This window comes from Saccharopolyspora sp. 7B, from assembly GCF_020177435.1.
GTDB classification, from domain to species: Bacteria; Actinomycetota; Actinomycetes; order Mycobacteriales; family Pseudonocardiaceae; genus Saccharopolyspora_C; species Saccharopolyspora_C gregorii.
Map to the genome: position 1 here is coordinate 21666 of NZ_JAIUKC010000025.1, position 15577 is coordinate 37242.

General features: G+C 73.7%; 13 protein-coding genes, 1 pseudogene and 1 riboswitch. Of the genes and pseudogenes, 6 read left to right on the forward strand and 8 right to left on the reverse strand.

Translation table 11 applies throughout. The features are described 5' to 3' along the window. Window positions 1-255: 255 nt before the first annotated feature. Both LCD33_RS05120 and LCD33_RS05125 read right to left on the reverse strand, forming a co-directional pair. The gene (locus LCD33_RS05120; RefSeq protein WP_224977566.1) at window positions 256-2631 is read right to left on the reverse strand and encodes an excinuclease ABC subunit UvrA; all 2376 of its coding nucleotides are present in this window, start codon (window positions 2629-2631) and stop codon (window positions 256-258) included. A gap of 145 nt (window positions 2632-2776) precedes the next feature. Next, entirely contained in the window at window positions 2777-3814 is a 1038-nt protein-coding gene (locus tag LCD33_RS05125) for a LacI family DNA-binding transcriptional regulator (protein ID WP_224957506.1), read from the reverse strand. Window positions 3815-4023: 209 nt separating this feature from the next. On the opposite strand from LCD33_RS05125, the pseudogene LCD33_RS05130 reads away from it, so the two are divergent. Then, a pseudogene (locus LCD33_RS05130) lies at window positions 4024-5028 on the forward strand (MFS transporter); the annotation flags it as partial. Window positions 5029-5434: 406 nt separating this feature from the next. Here LCD33_RS05130 and LCD33_RS05135 read toward each other — a convergent pair. The 3 genes from LCD33_RS05135 to LCD33_RS05145 are packed head-to-tail and all read right to left on the reverse strand — an operon-like array spanning window position 5435 to window position 8321. Further along, window positions 5435-6466 carry an ABC transporter substrate-binding protein gene (locus LCD33_RS05135; RefSeq protein ID WP_224957509.1) on the reverse strand — a complete coding sequence of 344 codons (1032 nt, stop codon included), beginning with the start codon at window positions 6464-6466 and terminating at the stop codon, window positions 5435-5437. Further along, entirely contained in the window at window positions 6442-7251 is an 810-nt protein-coding gene (locus tag LCD33_RS05140; protein WP_224967161.1) for an ABC transporter ATP-binding protein, read from the reverse strand. Before LCD33_RS05140 ends, LCD33_RS05135 begins: the two co-directional genes overlap by 25 nt. Continuing rightward, window positions 7248-8321, reverse strand: coding sequence for an iron ABC transporter permease (locus tag LCD33_RS05145; RefSeq protein WP_224957512.1), 1074 nt, complete (start codon window positions 8319-8321; stop codon window positions 7248-7250). Before LCD33_RS05145 ends, LCD33_RS05140 begins: the two co-directional genes overlap by 4 nt. A gap of 58 nt (window positions 8322-8379) precedes the next feature. Then, window positions 8380-8446, reverse strand: a riboswitch (cobalamin riboswitch). Window positions 8447-8646: 200 nt separating this feature from the next. Between LCD33_RS05145 and LCD33_RS05150 the strand changes: the two genes are divergently transcribed. Continuing rightward, window positions 8647-10122 (forward strand): ABC transporter substrate-binding protein/permease, encoded by a 1476-nt coding sequence (locus LCD33_RS05150; RefSeq protein ID WP_224967160.1) that lies wholly within the window; start codon window positions 8647-8649, stop codon window positions 10120-10122. Further along, window positions 10119-10904, forward strand: coding sequence for an amino acid ABC transporter ATP-binding protein (locus LCD33_RS05155; protein ID WP_224967159.1), 786 nt, complete (start codon window positions 10119-10121; stop codon window positions 10902-10904). Before LCD33_RS05150 ends, LCD33_RS05155 begins: the two co-directional genes overlap by 4 nt. An 87-nt stretch (window positions 10905-10991) precedes the next feature. Here the strand turns inward: LCD33_RS05155 and LCD33_RS05160 are convergent, their stop codons facing one another. Next, window positions 10992-11417, reverse strand: a complete 426-nt coding sequence (locus LCD33_RS05160; protein WP_224957516.1) for a nuclear transport factor 2 family protein — start codon at window positions 11415-11417, stop codon at window positions 10992-10994. Between the two features lie 98 nt (window positions 11418-11515). Beyond that, complete coding sequence (locus tag LCD33_RS05165) at window positions 11516-11974, reverse strand: Lrp/AsnC family transcriptional regulator (RefSeq protein ID WP_224957517.1); 459 nt, start codon at window positions 11972-11974, stop codon at window positions 11516-11518. Between the two features lie 63 nt (window positions 11975-12037). On the opposite strand from LCD33_RS05165, the gene LCD33_RS05170 reads away from it, so the two are divergent. Both LCD33_RS05170 and LCD33_RS05175 read left to right on the forward strand, forming a co-directional pair. Then, complete coding sequence (locus LCD33_RS05170) at window positions 12038-12781, forward strand: AzlC family ABC transporter permease (RefSeq protein WP_224957518.1); 744 nt, start codon at window positions 12038-12040, stop codon at window positions 12779-12781. Continuing rightward, entirely contained in the window at window positions 12774-13100 is a 327-nt protein-coding gene (locus LCD33_RS05175) for a branched-chain amino acid transporter permease (protein ID WP_224957519.1), read from the forward strand. Before LCD33_RS05170 ends, LCD33_RS05175 begins: the two co-directional genes overlap by 8 nt. A 9-nt stretch (window positions 13101-13109) precedes the next feature. Here the strand turns inward: LCD33_RS05175 and LCD33_RS05180 are convergent, their stop codons facing one another. Beyond that, window positions 13110-14456 (reverse strand): serine/threonine-protein kinase, encoded by a 1347-nt coding sequence (locus tag LCD33_RS05180; protein WP_224977567.1) that lies wholly within the window; start codon window positions 14454-14456, stop codon window positions 13110-13112. A gap of 243 nt (window positions 14457-14699) precedes the next feature. Here LCD33_RS05180 and LCD33_RS05185 point away from each other — a divergent pair, with 243 nt between their 5' ends. Beyond that, entirely contained in the window at window positions 14700-15569 is an 870-nt protein-coding gene (locus LCD33_RS05185) for an alpha/beta fold hydrolase (RefSeq protein WP_224967157.1), read from the forward strand. The last annotated feature ends 8 nt before the right edge of the window (window positions 15570-15577 follow it).

A 15577-nucleotide genomic window follows, 5' to 3' on the forward strand; every position in this document is an offset into this window, starting at 1 on the left:
CCCGATGCAGGTGAACGCGGTCTGGATTCGGTGGTCCGCGGCCCAGAACGGGAGGATGTCGAGCAGCCGGGTAGCCGCGGTCACGTTGTGCACGATCGCCAGCACTGAGCGTTCCACTCGAACCGTGCGCCACGAGCGGCCGGCGGAACCGGCCAGCAACTCACTCCACCGCAGCACGCCCACGGCCCGAATGCTACCCAAGCGCCTCATCCGGACGAACGAGGTGAACGTCCGGCCGGCTGAGCGGTTCCCGCCTCAGGCCCCGACGTAGTCCGCCAGGTGCTGGGCGGTGCGGGTGCTGCGGGCCGCGACCAGGTCGGCCGGGGTGCCTTCGAAGACGACGCGGCCGCCGTCGTGGCCCGCGCCCGGACCGAGGTCGATGATCCAGTCGGCGTGCGCCATCACCGCTTGGTGGTGCTCGACGACGATCACCGACTTGCCGGAGTCCACCAGCCGGTCCAGCAACCCGAGCAGCTGCGCCACGTCCGCCAGGTGCAGGCCGGCGGTCGGTTCGTCGAGGACGTAGACGCCGCCCTGCTCCGCCAGGCGGGTGGCCAGCTTCAGCCGCTGCCGCTCGCCACCGGACAGCGTGGTCAGCGGCTGGCCGAGGGTGAGGTAGCCGAGTCCCACGTCCGCGAGCCGGCGCAGCACCCGGTGCGCGGCGGGGGTCTTCGCCTCGCCGTCGCCGAAGAACTCCTCCGCCCGCGCCACCGACATCGCCAGCACCTGGCTGATGTCCCGGCCGCCGAGCCGGTGCTCCAGCACCGCCGGCTGGAACCGCTCGCCCTCGCACTCCTCGCACGTGGTGGCGACCCCGGCCATCATCGCCAGGTCCGTGTAAACCACCCCGGCACCGCCGCAGCCGGGGCAGGCACCCTCGGAGTTCGCGCTGAAAAGCGCCGGTTTCACGCCGTTGGCCTTCGCGAAGGCCTTGCGGATCGGGTCGAGCAGCCCGGTGTAGGTGGCGGGGTTGCTGCGCCGCGAACCGCGGATCGGGGACTGGTCCACGGAGACCACCCCGGCGTCCTTCGGCAGCGAACCGTGCACCAGGGAGCTCTTGCCGGACCCGGCGACGCCGGTGACGGCGACCAGCACGCCGAGCGGGATGTCCACGTCCACGTCCCGCAGGTTGTGCGCGCGGGCGCCGCGCACCTCGATCGTCCCGGACGGCTCCCGGACCGAGGTCTTCAGCGCGGCCCGGTCGTCGAGGTGCCTGCCGGTGGTGGTGCCCGCCGCCCGCAACCCCGCCACGTCACCTTCGAAGCACACCTCGCCGCCGTCCGTCCCGGCGCCCGGCCCGAGGTCCACGACGTGGTCGGCGATGGCGATCGTCTCCGGCTCGTGCTCCACCACCAGCACCGTGTTCCCCTTGTCCCGCAAGCGGAGCAGCAGGTCGTTCATCCGCCGGACGTCGTGCGGGTGCAGGCCGGTGGTGGGCTCGTCGAAGACGTAGGTGACGTCGGTCAGCGAGGAACCGAGGTGCCGCACCATCTTCACCCGCTGCGCCTCGCCGCCGGACAGGGTGCCCGCGGGCCGGTCCAGCGACAGGTAGCCGAGCCCGATCTCCACGAAGGACTCCAGCGTCCCGCGCAGCGAGGTGAGCAGCGGCGCCACCGACGGCTCGTCCAAGCCGCCGATCCACCCGGCGAGGTCGCTGATCTGCATCGCGCACGCGTCCGCGATGCTCACCCCGCCGATCTTCGAGGAGCGGGCCGCCGCGGTGAGCCGGGTGCCGTCGCAGTCCGGGCAGGTCGCGAACGTGACCGCGCACTCCACGAACGCCCGGACGTGCGGCTGCATCGACTCGACGTCCTTGGCCAGGAACGACTTGCGGATCTTCGGGAGCAGGCCCTCGTAGGTGAGGTTGACGCCCTCCACCTTCACCTTCGTCGGCTCGCGGTGCAGGAAGTCGCGCATCTCCCGCTCGGTGAAGTCGCGGATCGGCTTGTGCGGGTCCAGGAATCCGGATTCGGCGTAGACGCGGACCGTCCAGAAGTTGTCCGACTTCCAGCCGGGGATGGTGAACGCGCCCTCGGACAGCGACTTGGAGTCGTCGTAGAGCTCGGTGAGGTCGATGTCGGAGATGCTGCCGCGGCCCTCGCAACGCGGGCACATGCCGCCGGTGACGCTGAACTCGCGGCGTTCCTTCACGGTCCGCCCGCCGCGTTCCGTCGTCACCGCGCCCGCCCCGCTGAGCGAGGCCACGTTGAACGAGAACGCCTGCTGCGAACCGAGGTGCGGCGTCCCGAGCCTGCTGAACAGGATGCGCAGCATCGCCCCGGTGTCGGTGGCGGTGCCCACCGTGGAGCGCGGGTCGGACCCCATCCGCTGCTGGTCCACGATGATCGCGGTGGTCAGCCCGTCGAGCACGTCCACCTCGGGCCGCGCCAGGGTCGGCATGAAGCCCTGCACGAACGCGCTGTAGGTCTCGTTGATCATCCGCTGCGACTCGGCGGCGATGGTGCCGAACACCAGCGAGCTCTTGCCGGAACCGGACACGCCGGTGAACGCCGTCAGCCGCCGCTTGGGGAGCTCGACGCTGACGTCCCGCAGGTTGTTCACCCGCGCGCCGTGCACCCGGATCAGGTCATGGCCGTCGGCGGCGTGGCGCGCCCGCTGGTCGTTGCTCATCGTCGTCTCCCGGTGCCTGGCGGTGGATCGGTGGCCGGCCGTGCGGTCGGGTGGTGACCCCGCCGCGCGCCCGATCCCGCACCGATCCGCGTTCCGCGACCCCCGCGCGCACTCCGGCGGACCGTGCGGGAGGCAGCCTAGGCGCTCACCCCGACGGCGCGAGCGGTCCAGCCGCCGGCGGTGCCGCCGTGCTGCCGCGCACGGCGAGCGCGGGGGTGAGCAACCGGTCGGACGGGGTGGTGCGCTGCCCGTCGAGCCGCTCCGCGCAGGCCTCGACGGCGAGGTCGGCCATCGTCGCGGTGTCCTGCCGCACGGTCGTGAGGTCCACGTACGGCAGTCCCGCGACCCGGCTGTCGTCGTAGCCGACCACCGAGAGGTCCCGCGGCACGCGGAACCCGCCGCGCAGCGCGGTGCCGACGAACCCCGCGGCGCACAGGTCGTTGCCCGCCAGCACGGCGGTGGGCGGCCGCGGATCCGCGAGCAGCCGCCGCGCCGCGTCCGCGCCGGACTCCTCGGTGTAGTCGCCGGGCAGCACCCGCACGTGCGCGGCAAGCCCGTGCGCGCGCATCGCCGCCCGGTAGCCGTCGCGGCGCGCGGCGGCGCCGGGCAGCGTGCCGCCGTCGACGTGCGCGATGTCGCGGTGGCCGAGCCCGGCGAGGTGGTCCACGGCCAGCCGGGCTCCGGCGTCGTCGTCGGTGCGCACGCTGTCGATGCCGTCCGCGCCGGTGCGCTGGCCGATCTCGACGACGGGCACCCGCTCGGCGACCTTCGCCAGGTGCGCCGGGGCCTCCACGGCGAGCCCGATGAGGACCAGCGCCTCGCAGCGCAGCCCGAGCAGTTCGTCGACGGTGCGTCGCACGGTGCGGCTGGGCAGGATCGCGCTGAGCACCACGCCGTAGTCGAGCCGGGCCGCGGCGGTGTAGAGCGCTTCGACCACGTGCGGGTCCAGCGCGTGCCCGAGGGTGAACAGCACGCCGAGCTGCCTGCTGCGGGCGCGGCGCAGCAGCTGCGCGGCGAGGTCGGCGTGGTAGCCGAGGTCTTCGGCGATGCGCAGCACGTGGTCGCGGGTGCCCGCGTTCGGGCCGGGCTTGTCGCCGAGCACCAGGGACACGGTCTGCCGGGAGACCCCGGCCGCGGCGGCGACGTCGGCCATGGTGGTGCGCCTGCCAGCGGGTTCCCGCATCCCGTCCCTCCGCGCCGTCGCCTCCGGGTGGTCGGCATGGTAGCCGGTGCCCGGTCGCGGGTGAGATCACAGCGGCGCGGCTTGAAACGGGGCCGCGGTGGCTGCGACCCTGTTTTGGCACGTGCCAAACGATCGGCCGCGTGCCCTCGCGGCGAGTCCGGTGTCGTGCCGCCGACGATCCTCCGACCCCTGGTGAAAGGTCCGGCCCGATGGTTCTGGCGTTGCTGGCGCTCGCCCTGGGGGCGTTCGCGATCGGCACCACCGAATTCGTGATCATGGGGCTGCTCCCGCAGGTCGCGGGCGGTCTCGGCATCTCCATCGCCTCCGCCGGGCACCTGGTGTCCGCGTACGCGCTGGGCGTGGTGATCGGCGCGCCGCTGCTGACCGCGCTGGGCACCCGGCTGCGGCGCAGGAACGCGCTGCTGGCATTCCTCGGGGTGTTCGTGCTCGGCAACCTCGCGACCGCGCTCGCCCCCGGCTACGGGGCGGTGTTCGCGGCCCGGCTGCTGGCGGGGCTGCCGCACGGCGCGGTGCTCGGCGTCAGCACCCTCGTCGCCGCGCACCTGGTGGGACCCGTGCGGCAGGCCACCGCGGTCGCCCGGGTGCTGCTCGGGCTCACCGTCGCCAACATCGTCGGGGTGCCCGCGGGCACCTACCTGGGCCAGGTGTTCGGGTGGCGGGCCGCGTTCCTCGTGGTCGCCGTGCTCGGCGCGGTCGCCGTCGCCGGGGTCGCCGCGTTCGTGCCGCACGTGCCGGTCGCCGCGGGCGGTGGGCTGGGCCGCGAGCTGCGGGCGCTGGGCCGTCGGCAGGTGTGGCTCGGCCTGGTCACCGCCGTGTTCGGCTTCGCGGGCGTGTTCGCCGTCTACAGCTACATCTCGCCGATGATGACCGAGCTCGCCGGGCTGCCCGCGGCGGCCGTGCCGGTGGTGCTGGCGCTGTTCGGCGTCGGCATGACCGCCGGATCGCTGGTGGTCGGGCCGCTGGGGGACCGGGCGCTGCGCCCGACGATCTACGGGGCGCTGGCCGCGCTGGCGGTGGTGCTGGTCGTGTTCGCCTGGGCGGTGCACACCCCGTGGGCCGCGGTGCTGCTGACGGTGCTGCTCGGCGCGGTCGGGTTCGGGGTCACCGCACCGCTGCAGGTGCTGATCATGAAGAAGGCCGGGGACGCGCCGACGATGGCGGCCGCCTCGAACCACTCGGCGTTCAACCTGGCCAACGCGGGCGGGGCGTGGCTCGGCGGGGTCGGGATCAGCGCCGGGTTCGGCTACACGTCCCCGGCGATCATCGGCGCCGTGCTCACCGTCGTCGGGCTCGGGCTGGCGCTGCTCGCCGGACGCCTGGACCGCGGCGACGGGGCGGGACCGGAGGTCGTGGGGGGGGGGGGGGGGCGGCCCCCCCGGGGGCGGGGGGGCGCCCCCCCCCCGCCGCGCCCCCCCCCGCCCCCCCCCCCCCCCCCGGGCGGCCCCCCCCCCGGGGGGGGGGGGGCCCGCCCCCCCCCGCCCCGGGGCGGGGGGGGGGCCCCGGGGGGCGGGGGGGGGGGGCACCCGCGCCCGCGCGGACGAGCTCTGCGCCGACCGCGACTGAGCGGCCCGCAGGCGCCCGGTCCGGCCCCGAGGCGGATCAGCCGACGCGGTCGTCGGAGCGGGGGACCAGGCCGGACGGCGGCACCAGGCCCCACCGCTCCAGCTGCGCCCGGACCTGCTCGGCGGCGTCGATGTTCAGCGGCCCGGACGTCCACATCGAGTACGGCAGGTTGAGGAACCGCTGCTCGGTGACCGCCCGCAGCCGGTCGATGCCGGGCCGCGCCCGCAGCATCGCCACCTTCTCCGCGAAGGTCTGCGGCGGGTAGTCCACGAACAGGAACGCGTCCGGCTCGGAGGCGGCGACCCGCTCCCAGGACACCTTCGTCCAGGTGTCGCGGACGTCCTCGATGGCGTTGCGCCCGCCCGCCGCGTCGATGATCGCCTGCGGCCCGCCCTTGTTCCCGCTGGAGAACACGGTGTCGCTGGCGCTGTCGAACAGGAAGATCGTCGGCTTGCGCCGCGGTTGCGGGGCGGCGCGCAGCGCGTCGAGCCGGCGCTGGACGTCGGCGTTGACCCGCGCGGCCTGCTCGGTGCGCCCGGTGATCTCGCCGAGGTTGGTGAGGTCGGTGCGCAGCGCCTGCCACGGTTCGACGATGCCGCGGGCCCTCCCAGCGCCCTGCCGGCAGCTCTCGGTCAGCACGTACCCGGCGATTCCGGCGCCGCGCAGGCCGTCCGGGGTGAGCCGGGTCGATTCGCTGTAGCCGTAGTTCCACCCGGCGACCACCACGTCGGGTCGTTGCGCCAGCACCGTCTCCCGCGAGGGGGAGGAGGGCGCGACGACGGGCAGCCGGTCCACCGCGTCCCCGTAGTGGCGGCGCAGCACGTCGGCGTCGCGCTGCAGGCTGGACACGGCGGCGACCTGCTGCTGCGCGCCGAGCGCCAGCACCATCGAGATCATGTTGCCGTCGTTGACGAACATCCGCTGCGCGGGGGCGGGGAACTCGGCGGGAGCTCCGCAGTTGTCGACGGTGATCGTCGGCCCGCCCGGCCCGCCGGGCGCGGCGGTCCCGCAGGAGGCCAGCAGGGCGGCGGCGGTGACCGCGATCAGCGTCCGGGCGTGTCGTCGCATGGTGCGTCCTCGTTCGGTGCGGCCCCGATGAGCAGGTGGGTCCTGCCGGTCCGGGGATGGGTGACGGGCGTGGCTTCGACGCCGAAGACCTCGCGGACCACCTCGGGCGCGAGCGCCTCGTCCGGTGCGGCCGGCGGGCGGGCGGTGCCCTCGTGCAGCACCAGCACCCGGTCGCAGGTGGCGGCCGCCAGCGCCAGGTCGTGCAGGCTGAGCACGCAGGTCCGGTCGGAGGCGCGCACCAGCCGCAGCAGCTCCAGCTGGTGGTGCGCGTCGAGGTGGTTCGTCGGTTCGTCGAGCAGCAGCAGCGGAGTGCGCTGGGCGAAGCCGCGGGCCAGCAGCACCCGCCTGCGCTCCCCGCCGGAGAGCCGATCCACCGGCCGGTCCTCGAAACCGGCCAGGTCCACCGCGCGCAGCGCCTCGGCCACCGCCGCGCGTTCGGCGTCGCCGCCGCCGGACCACGGCGCCCGGTAGGGCGTGGTGCCGAGCGCGACGAACTCGCCGACCAGGAAGTCCGGCGGCAGGTCCTCCTCCTGCGGGACCAGCGCGACCCGGCGCGCCCGCCGCCGGGCGGTCAGCCGGTGCAGCGCGGTGCCGTCGACCAGCACCTCCCCGGCCGCCGGGCGCAGGATCCCGGCGAGCGCGCGCAGCAGCGTGGACTTCCCGGCGCCGTTGGGCCCGACCACGCCGATCGTCTCGCCCGCGGTGGCGCTCCAGGTCAGCTCGCGCAGCACGGTGCGGTCGCCGAGCGCGCAGCGCAGCCCGGTCACCTGCACCGGCGCGCTCACGACGCACCGCCGTAGGCGTAGCGGCGCCGCCCCAGCAGCACCAGGAACACCGGCGCCCCGATCAGCCCGGACACCACGCTGAGCGGGATCTCGGTGGGCCGCACCAGCACCCGCGTCGCGACGTCCACCCACAGCAGGAACAGCGCCCCGGCGAGCGCGGCGACCGGCAGCAGCGCCCGGTGCCGGGCGCCGACGACGAGCCGGGCGATGTGCGGGACGACGAGCCCGACGAACCCGATGCCGCCGGAGACCGCGACCAGCACCCCGACCAGCACGGCCAGCAGCACGAACAGCGCGATCCGCAGCGCCCGCACCGGCACGCCCAGCGCGGCCGCGGTGTCCGGCCCGGTGCTGAGCGCGTCGAGCCAGCCGCTGCCCGCGAACAACGCGACGCCCGCCACCGCCACGACACCGGCGGGCAGCGCGAGCTGCGACCACTCCGCCCCGGCGAGGCTGCCCAGCAGCCAGAACAGCACCGACTGCGCGGCGGCCGGATCGGAGCTGCGGAACACCAGGAAGCTCGCGACGGAGGAGAACGCGGAGCCGAGCACCGTCCCGATCAGCACCAGCCGCAGCGGGGTCAGCCCGCCCTGCGCCACCGCGATGCCGAAGACCAGCAGCGCCGAGCACAGCGCCCCGGTCAGCGCCCCCGCCGACAGCGCCCAGATCCCGGCCCCGGCGAACAACCCCGTCGTGATCACCAGGGTGGCGCCGACCCCGGCGCCGGAGGACACCCCGAGCAGGTACGGGTCGGCGAGCGGGTTGCGCACCAGCGTCTGCATCGCGGCCCCGGCCAGCGCCAGCCCGGCGCCGACGACCACGGCCAGCAGGGCCCGCGGCAGCCGCAGGTTCCAGACGATCGTGTCGTGCACCAGGTCGGCGGGGACCCCGCCGGTGATCCGGCTCAGCAGTGCGTCGGCGACGGGACCGATCGGGAGCGGTTCGGCGCCGAACGCGGTGGACAGCCCGGTGCTGACCGGCAGCAGCGCGCACAGCAGCAGCACGACCAGCGGGGCGCGCAGCCTGCGCGGCGGTGACCCGCGCCGGGTGGTGTCGGGACGTGGCGGCACGGGAGCGGCACCCTCCTCGGGCTGGCGCGGCCCGGGTAGCGGTCGGTGCGACGGGAGGGGTCTGGCTCCCGGGCGCCTGGCCCGGTCACAGTGGCGCGACCGCTCCGAACTTCCATCGGATTCCCTCGCCGTCACCTGTTCGGGAGGATCTTAGGCGTCGGCGGGGTCTCCGGGAGCCGTGCCTGCTGTCCGCTCGGTCACAGCGCACCACCCGCTTCCTGCGACGTCCCGGATAGTGGATCATGGAGCGGGCTCCCCGCCGCTCGCCCTATGCTCCCTGCACGGTGCCGTGATCCGGGCGCTGTGGAGTGTGAGGGAGTCGCCGATGCGACATGCGCTCAAGTGCGCGGTGCTGTTCCTGATCATGGCGGTGGTCGCGCCTGCCCAGGCGGCCGCGGCGCAGGCGCCACCGGACGACCGGCCGGTGGTCAAGGTCGGCACCGAGGGCACCTATCCGCCGTTCTCGTTCCACGAAACCGGCAGCGAGGACCTCACCGGCTACGACGTCGACGTGATCAAGGCGATCGCGGACCGCGCCGGGTGGCGGATCGAGTTCGTCGAGACGCAGTGGGACGCGATCTTCCCGGCGCTGGACGCGGGCCGCATCGACGTCATCGCCAACCAGGTGTCGGTCAACGAGGAACGCGCCGCCAAGTACGGGTTGTCCGAGCCCTACACGTACTCCCGCGGCGTGGTGGTGCGCCGCACCGGCGACGAGAGCATCAAGACGCTCGACGACGTCCGCGGCCGCACCACCGCCCAGTCCAGCACCAGCAACTGGGCGCAGGTCGCGCGCGACGCCGGGGCGAACGTGGAGGCCGTCGAGGGCTTCGCGCAGGCCGCCGCGCTGCTCACCCAGGGCCGGGTGGACGCGATCGTCAACGACAACATCGCGGTGCTCGACTACCTGGCCAGCACCGGGTCGAAGGACGTGGAGATCGCCGGGGACGCCGGCGGCGAGACCAGCGAGCAGGTCCTCACCTTTCGCAAGGACGACGGCGCCCTGCTGGAGCAGGCGGACCGGGCGATCGGCGAGCTGAAGGCCGACGGCACCCTCGCCGAGATCTCCCGCGGCTACTTCAAGGCCGACGTCTCGGTGCCCGACGGCGGCGACGCCGACCTCTCCGGGCGCGAGCGCACCAGCACCTGGCAGGTGGTGGCGGGCACGGCCTGGCCGATGTTCCTGGGCCTGGTGCAGGTGACGATCCCGCTGACCGCGTTGAGCTTCGCCATCGGCCTGGCGCTGGCGCTGGTGGTGGCGCTGGCCCGGATCTCGCCGTACCGGGTGTTGTCCGGGTTGGCGCGCGCGTTCATCTCGATCATCCGGGGGACGCCGCTGCTGCTGCAGCTGTTCATCGTGTTCTACGGGCTGCCGCAGCTGGGCGTGAAGTTCCCGCCGTTCACCGCGGCGGTGATCGCGTTCAGCCTGAACGTGGCCGGGTACGCCGCGGAGGTGGTGCGCTCGGCGATCCTGGCGGTGCCGAAGGGCCAGTTCGAGGCGTCGGCGACGATCGGGCTCGGCTACTGGCAGACCCTGCGGCGGATCGTCCTGCCGCAGGCGACGCGCACCGCGGTGCCGCCGCTGTCGAACACCTTGCTGTCGTTGCTGAAGGACACCTCGCTGGGCTCGGTGGTGCTGCTGACCGAGCTGTTCCGGCAGGCGCAGCTGGCCGCGGCGGAGAGCAACGAGTTCCTCGCGCTGTACGCCTTCGCCGGGCTGTACTACTGGATCATGTGCGTGGCGATCTCGGCCGCGCAGAAGCGACTGGAAACCCGACTGGACAGGTACGTGGCGCGATGACCGAGACCGCGGAGCAGAACCCCGAACCCCGGATCCGGGTGCGCGGGCTGGAGAAGTCCTTCGACGACCGGAAGGTGCTGCGCGGCATCGACTTCGAGGCCGCGCGCGGCACTTCGACCGTCGTGGTGGGACCGTCCGGTTCGGGCAAGACCACCGTGCTGCGCTCGTTGAACGCGCTGGACGTCCCGGATTCCGGGGTGATCGGCATCGACGACGTGGAGGTCGACTTCGCGGCGTTGCCCGCCGGGAAGGCCGGGCGTCGCGAGGCGGCGCGGCTGCGCGCGCAGAGCGGCATGGTCTTCCAGTCGCACAACCTGTTCCCGCACCGCACGGTGCTGGAGAACGTCATCGAGGGCCCGGTCGTCGCCCAGCGCCGGCCGCGCGAGCAGGCCGTCGCCGAGGCGAAGGCGCTGCTGGAGCAGGTGGGGCTCGGCGACCGCGCCGACACCTACCCGTTCCAGCTCTCCGGCGGGCAGCAGCAGCGCGTCGGCATCGCCCGCGCGCTGGCGCTGGAACCGCGCGTGGTGCTGTTCGACGAGCCGACCTCGGCGCTGGATCCGGAGCTGGTCGGCGAGGTGCTTGCGGTGATCAAGGACCTGGCGGCGGCGGGCTGGACGACGGTCATCGTCACCCACGAGATCCGCTTCGCCCGGCAGGTCGCCGATCAGGTGCTGTTCCTGGACGACGGCGCGATCGTGGAGCGCGGCAGCGGCGACCAGGTGCTGGCCGAGCCGCGGGAGGAGCGGACCCGGCGGTTCCTGCGGCGCATCCTGAACGAGTGAGCCCGGTGGGGGCGTCTCCACCGGATCGCCCCCGCCGGGCCGGCGCGTCCCGCCCTCGGCGCCGGTGGCCCGCCGCGCGCGGGGCCGTCACTGCGGCGCGGGCACGAGTCCTTCGGCGACGAGCCCGGCGAACACGGCCTCGCTCAGCGCGTTGACCGCGCTCAACGGCCGCACCATCACCGTGAACTCGGAGATCAGCCCGGCCGCGTCCAGCTGGACGAGATCGATGCCGTGGACCTCCTTGCCGCCGACGGTCGCCCGGAAGATCAGCACGTGCGAGTCGGCGTCGCCGCCCGCCGCGGTCTCCGCGGTGCCCTCCAGGGCGCCCGCGTAGCGGAACTCCTCGAAGACCCGGCGGAACAGCACGTCGAACACGCCGAGCACCAGGTCCCTGCCTTCGAACGGCCGGAACTTGACCGGGCTGAAGAACCGCGGCTCGGCCGCGAACAGCGGTTCCAGCGCGGCGGTGTCGCGCCGCTCGACGGCGTCGCGGAAGCGGTCGATGGTGTTCACGCGGTCTCCTGGTCGACGAGCTGCACGGTCCGGGAGTCGACCGTAGTGCGGCCGGGGCCCCCGGTCGAGGACGAGTTCCGACGGCCGCCGCGCAGCGGTCAGTCGTCGCTCTTGACCTTGCGCATGATCAGGTGGGAGTCGACGCGGGCGACCGCGCGCAGCGCCATGAGCTTGCCGGTGAGGAACTCCTCGAACGCGGACTGGTCCTCGACGGCGACGCGGATCAGGTAGTCGGGGCGGCCGAACAGGCGGTGGAACTCGACGACCTCGTCGTACTCGCTGATCGTCGATTCGAGCTCCTCGACGGTCTGCAGGTCGTTGATGCTGATCTCCAGCGAGACCATCACCTCGAACCGGCGGCCCACCGCGGCGGGGTCGATGCGGGCCCGGTAGCCGGCGATGATCCCGTCGTCCTCCAGCCGCTTGACCCGGCGCAGGCAGGGGGCTGGGGTGAGCCCGACGCGCTTGGCGAGCTCCACGTTGGTCAACCGGCCGTCCTGGCGCAGGTGGAACAAAATGTCGTGATCAGTGCCATCGATCATCATTTGATTGCTCATATCTCGAAATATCGGCCCTCGTCGGCAACCATATTACGCGTTCTGAAAACTATGATTGCAGGCATGACCTCGCATTCCGCCGTCCTCGAACGCTGCCCTCCCGCGCCGCCCGAACCCGCCGTGCGCCACGCCGACCTCCGGGCGGCGCTGCGGGATTCGAGCTCGGTGGGGCTGGCGCTGTTCCCGCTGGGGATCGCGTTCGGGATGCTGGTGGTGCACTCGGGGCTGGCGTGGTGGTGGGCGACGGTGTTCACCACGTTCATCTACGCGGGTTCGCTGGAGTTCCTGCTGGTCGGGCTGGTGCTGGTGGCGACGCCGCTGGCGCAGGTGGCGCTGACGGCGCTGCTGGTGAACTTCCGGCACGTGTTCTACGCGCTGTCCTTCCCGCTGCACCGGGTCACCGGCCGCTTCGGCAAGGCCTACAGCACGTTCGCGCTGACCGATGAGGCCTACGCGGCGAGCACCAGCGAGTCGGCGCGGTCCTGGACGGGCCGCCGCATCGTCTGGTTGCAGGTGCTGTGCCAGGTGTACTGGGCAGGTGGGGCCACCGCCGGGGCGCTGGTGGGGACGGTGCTGCCGTTCGAGCTGGCCGGGCTGGACTTCGCGCTGACCGCGCTGTTCGTGGTGCTGGCGGTGGACGCGTTCCGGGAGCGGCGCGACATCCCGACCCCGGTGCTGGCGCTGGTGTGCGCGCTGGTGGCGATGGTGCTGTTCCCGCAGCAGCTGCTGCCGGTGGCGTTCGGCCTGTTCACCGCCGCGCTGCTGCTGGTCCGCCTGGTCGCGCGGAAGGGAAGCGCTCGTGCCTGAGACGCCGTACCTGGTGGCGGTCGTCGCGGTGTGCACCGCCGTGACGTGGGGAGTACGGGCGCTGCCGTTCGCGGCGCTGGCCCCGTTGCGGGACAGCGAGCTGGTGCGCCACCTGGGGCAGCGGATGCCCGTCGGCGTGATGGTCGTGCTCGCCGTCTACACGGTGCACGGCACCACGGCGCCGGAGGTCGCGCCGGTGGGGCTGGCGCTCGCGGCGACGCTCGGATTGCACCTGTGGCGCGGGAACGCGCTGCTGAGCATCCTCGGCGGCACCGCGGTGCACGTGCTGCTGGTGAGCACCCTGTTCGCGACCGCCTGATGCGGACGGTCAGTCGCAGGCGATGACCGCCGGGGTGCCGGTGGAGCTGAGCTGCTTCACGTAGGCGTCGTCGGCCTGCTCGCGAGCCGCGTCCAACTGGTCGCAGGCGCTCGCCTCGTCCGCGAACGGTCCGAAGTAGACGGAGTAGATCGCCTTGCCGCTCGTGCTCGTCTTCGCCGTGGCACCGCACGGCGTCGACGGGACGTGCAGGTAGTCGGAGCCGGGGAACTCGTCGAGCAGCCGCTGCACGGTGCTCGCCTCGAACGCGGCGCCGACCACCACGGCGTAGGAGTCGTTGCAGACCGGGGTGCTCACCGGCACCGACACCCCGAGGTCCGCGTCCACCAGCGCCCCCGGCACCGCGGTGATCCGCCGGTCGTCGGTGGGCTGCCAGCGACCGTTCGGCGTCAGCGTCCACGCCGCGCTCGCCACCAGCACCGCGCCCAGCACCGCGAGGCCCGCGATCACGAGCCTGCGGCGGGACTTCCGGCGCGGTGGTTCCGCGGGCTGCCGCGCGGTCGCGGTGCGCGGCGCGGTCGGTGCGGCGTGCAGCGCGGCGCGCGCCTCATCGGCCAGCTCGCCCGCCGAGCCGAACCGGTGCGCGGGATCCTTCGCCATGCCGCGCGCGATCACCGCGTCGAACGCGGGACCCAGGTGCGGCGCGGTGGTTCCCGGCCGCGGCGGGTCGTCGTTGAGGTGCGCGCTGATCATCGCGACGGTCGCTTCGCGCTGGAACGGCTTGCGGCCGGTGAGGCATTCGTAGAACAGGCAGGTCAGCGAGTACACGTCCGAGCTCGGCTCCGCCGGCCCCTCGCCGAACCGCTCCGGCGCCATGTACGCCAGCGTGCCGACGGTGACGCCGGTGGAGGTCGCGGCCGTCCCCGTGCTCGCCGCGTAGGCGATGCCGAAGTCCACCAGGTACGCGAACCCGGTGCGGCCGACCAGCACGTTCGACGGTTTCACGTCGCGGTGCACCAGCCCGTCGGCGTGGGCGGCGTCCAGCGCGTGGGCGACCTGCTCCAGCAGGCCCACGGCCCGGTCCGGGTCCAGCGGCCCGTAGCTCGCCAGGTGCGTGGCCAGGTCGGTGCCGTCCACCAGCCGCATGTCCAGGTACAGCCGGCCGTCGATCTCCCCGTAGGAGTGGATCGGGATCACGTGCGGGTCGCGCAGCCGCGCGGTCGCCTGTGCTTCGCGCTGGAAGCGGCGGCGGAACTCGGCGTCCTCGGCGTGGCGCTCCGCGATCAGCTTGAGCGCGACGGTCCGCTGATGCCTGCTGTCGTGCGCCCGGTGGATCTCCCCCATGCCGCCGCGGGCGATCAGGCCTTGGACCACGTACGGACCGAACTGCCACTCCACCCGTGCGACTCCTCCCCTGGTGTGCCGGGGGAGAGTCTAGGAGGTGGGCGACCCGCCGATGTGCTGCGTTCGCCGGATCACGCCCGGCTGCCGGAAGGCCGCGCATCCGGTCCGACCTGCGCTGTTCCGTTCGGTCCCGCCGGTTGCGCCGATCGGTCCAGCGGGACGGCGGTGCGGCCGGGAGGTTGGTTCCGGCGCCGCGGTGTGGTGGGGTGCCAGTGGTCTTCGCGAGGAGGTGGGCGAGTGGTGGCACCGGTTTCGCCGGAGGTGCCCGGGGTCGAGCACCGGTACGTCCAGGTCGGTGGGCTCCGGGTGCACGTCGCCGAAGCGGGCTCGGGCCCGCCGCTGGTGCTGCTGCACGGCTGGCCGCAGCACTGGTACCTGTGGCGCCACCAGATCCCGGAGCTCGCGCGTTCGTACCGGGTGATCGCGCCGGACCTGCGCGGCCACGGCTGGACCGATGCTCCCGCCGGCGGCTACGACAAGGAGAACCTGGCGGCCGACCTGATCGGCCTGCTCGACGCGCTGGAGCTCGACCGGGTGCGGCTGGTCGGCCACGACTGGGGCGGCTGGACCGGTTTCCTCGCCTGCCTGCGCGCGCCGGAGCGGTTCGACCGGTTCCTCGCGCTGAACATCGCGCACCCGTGGCCGTCCCGGTCGCCCGCGGCGCGGCTGAGCCTGTGGCGGTTCTGGTACCAGGTGGTGGTGGGGTCGCCGCTGGGGTCGCTGCTGGTGCGCCGCACCCCGTTCATCTCCCGCGGCATCCTCGGCACCGTCGAACGCGGCGCGCTCGGGCGTGCCGAGCGGGACGCGTTCGCCGACCGCTGGCGGGATCCGGCGCGGGCGCGGGCCTCGGTGCAGCTGTACCGCACGTTCCTGCTGCGCGAGCTGCCCGCCGTGGCCCGCGGGCGCTACCGGGACTCGACGCTGACCACCCGGACCCGGCTGCTGTTCGGCACCGGCGATCCGGCGATCTCGCCCCGGCTGCTGGCGGGCTACGAACGCCACGCCGAGCGGATGGACGTGCGCTGGGTGCCCGGCGCGGGCCACTTCATCGTCGACGAACGCCCCGACCGCGTCCTCGCCGAGATCCAGGAGTTCATGGCGGAGTGATCCGGCGG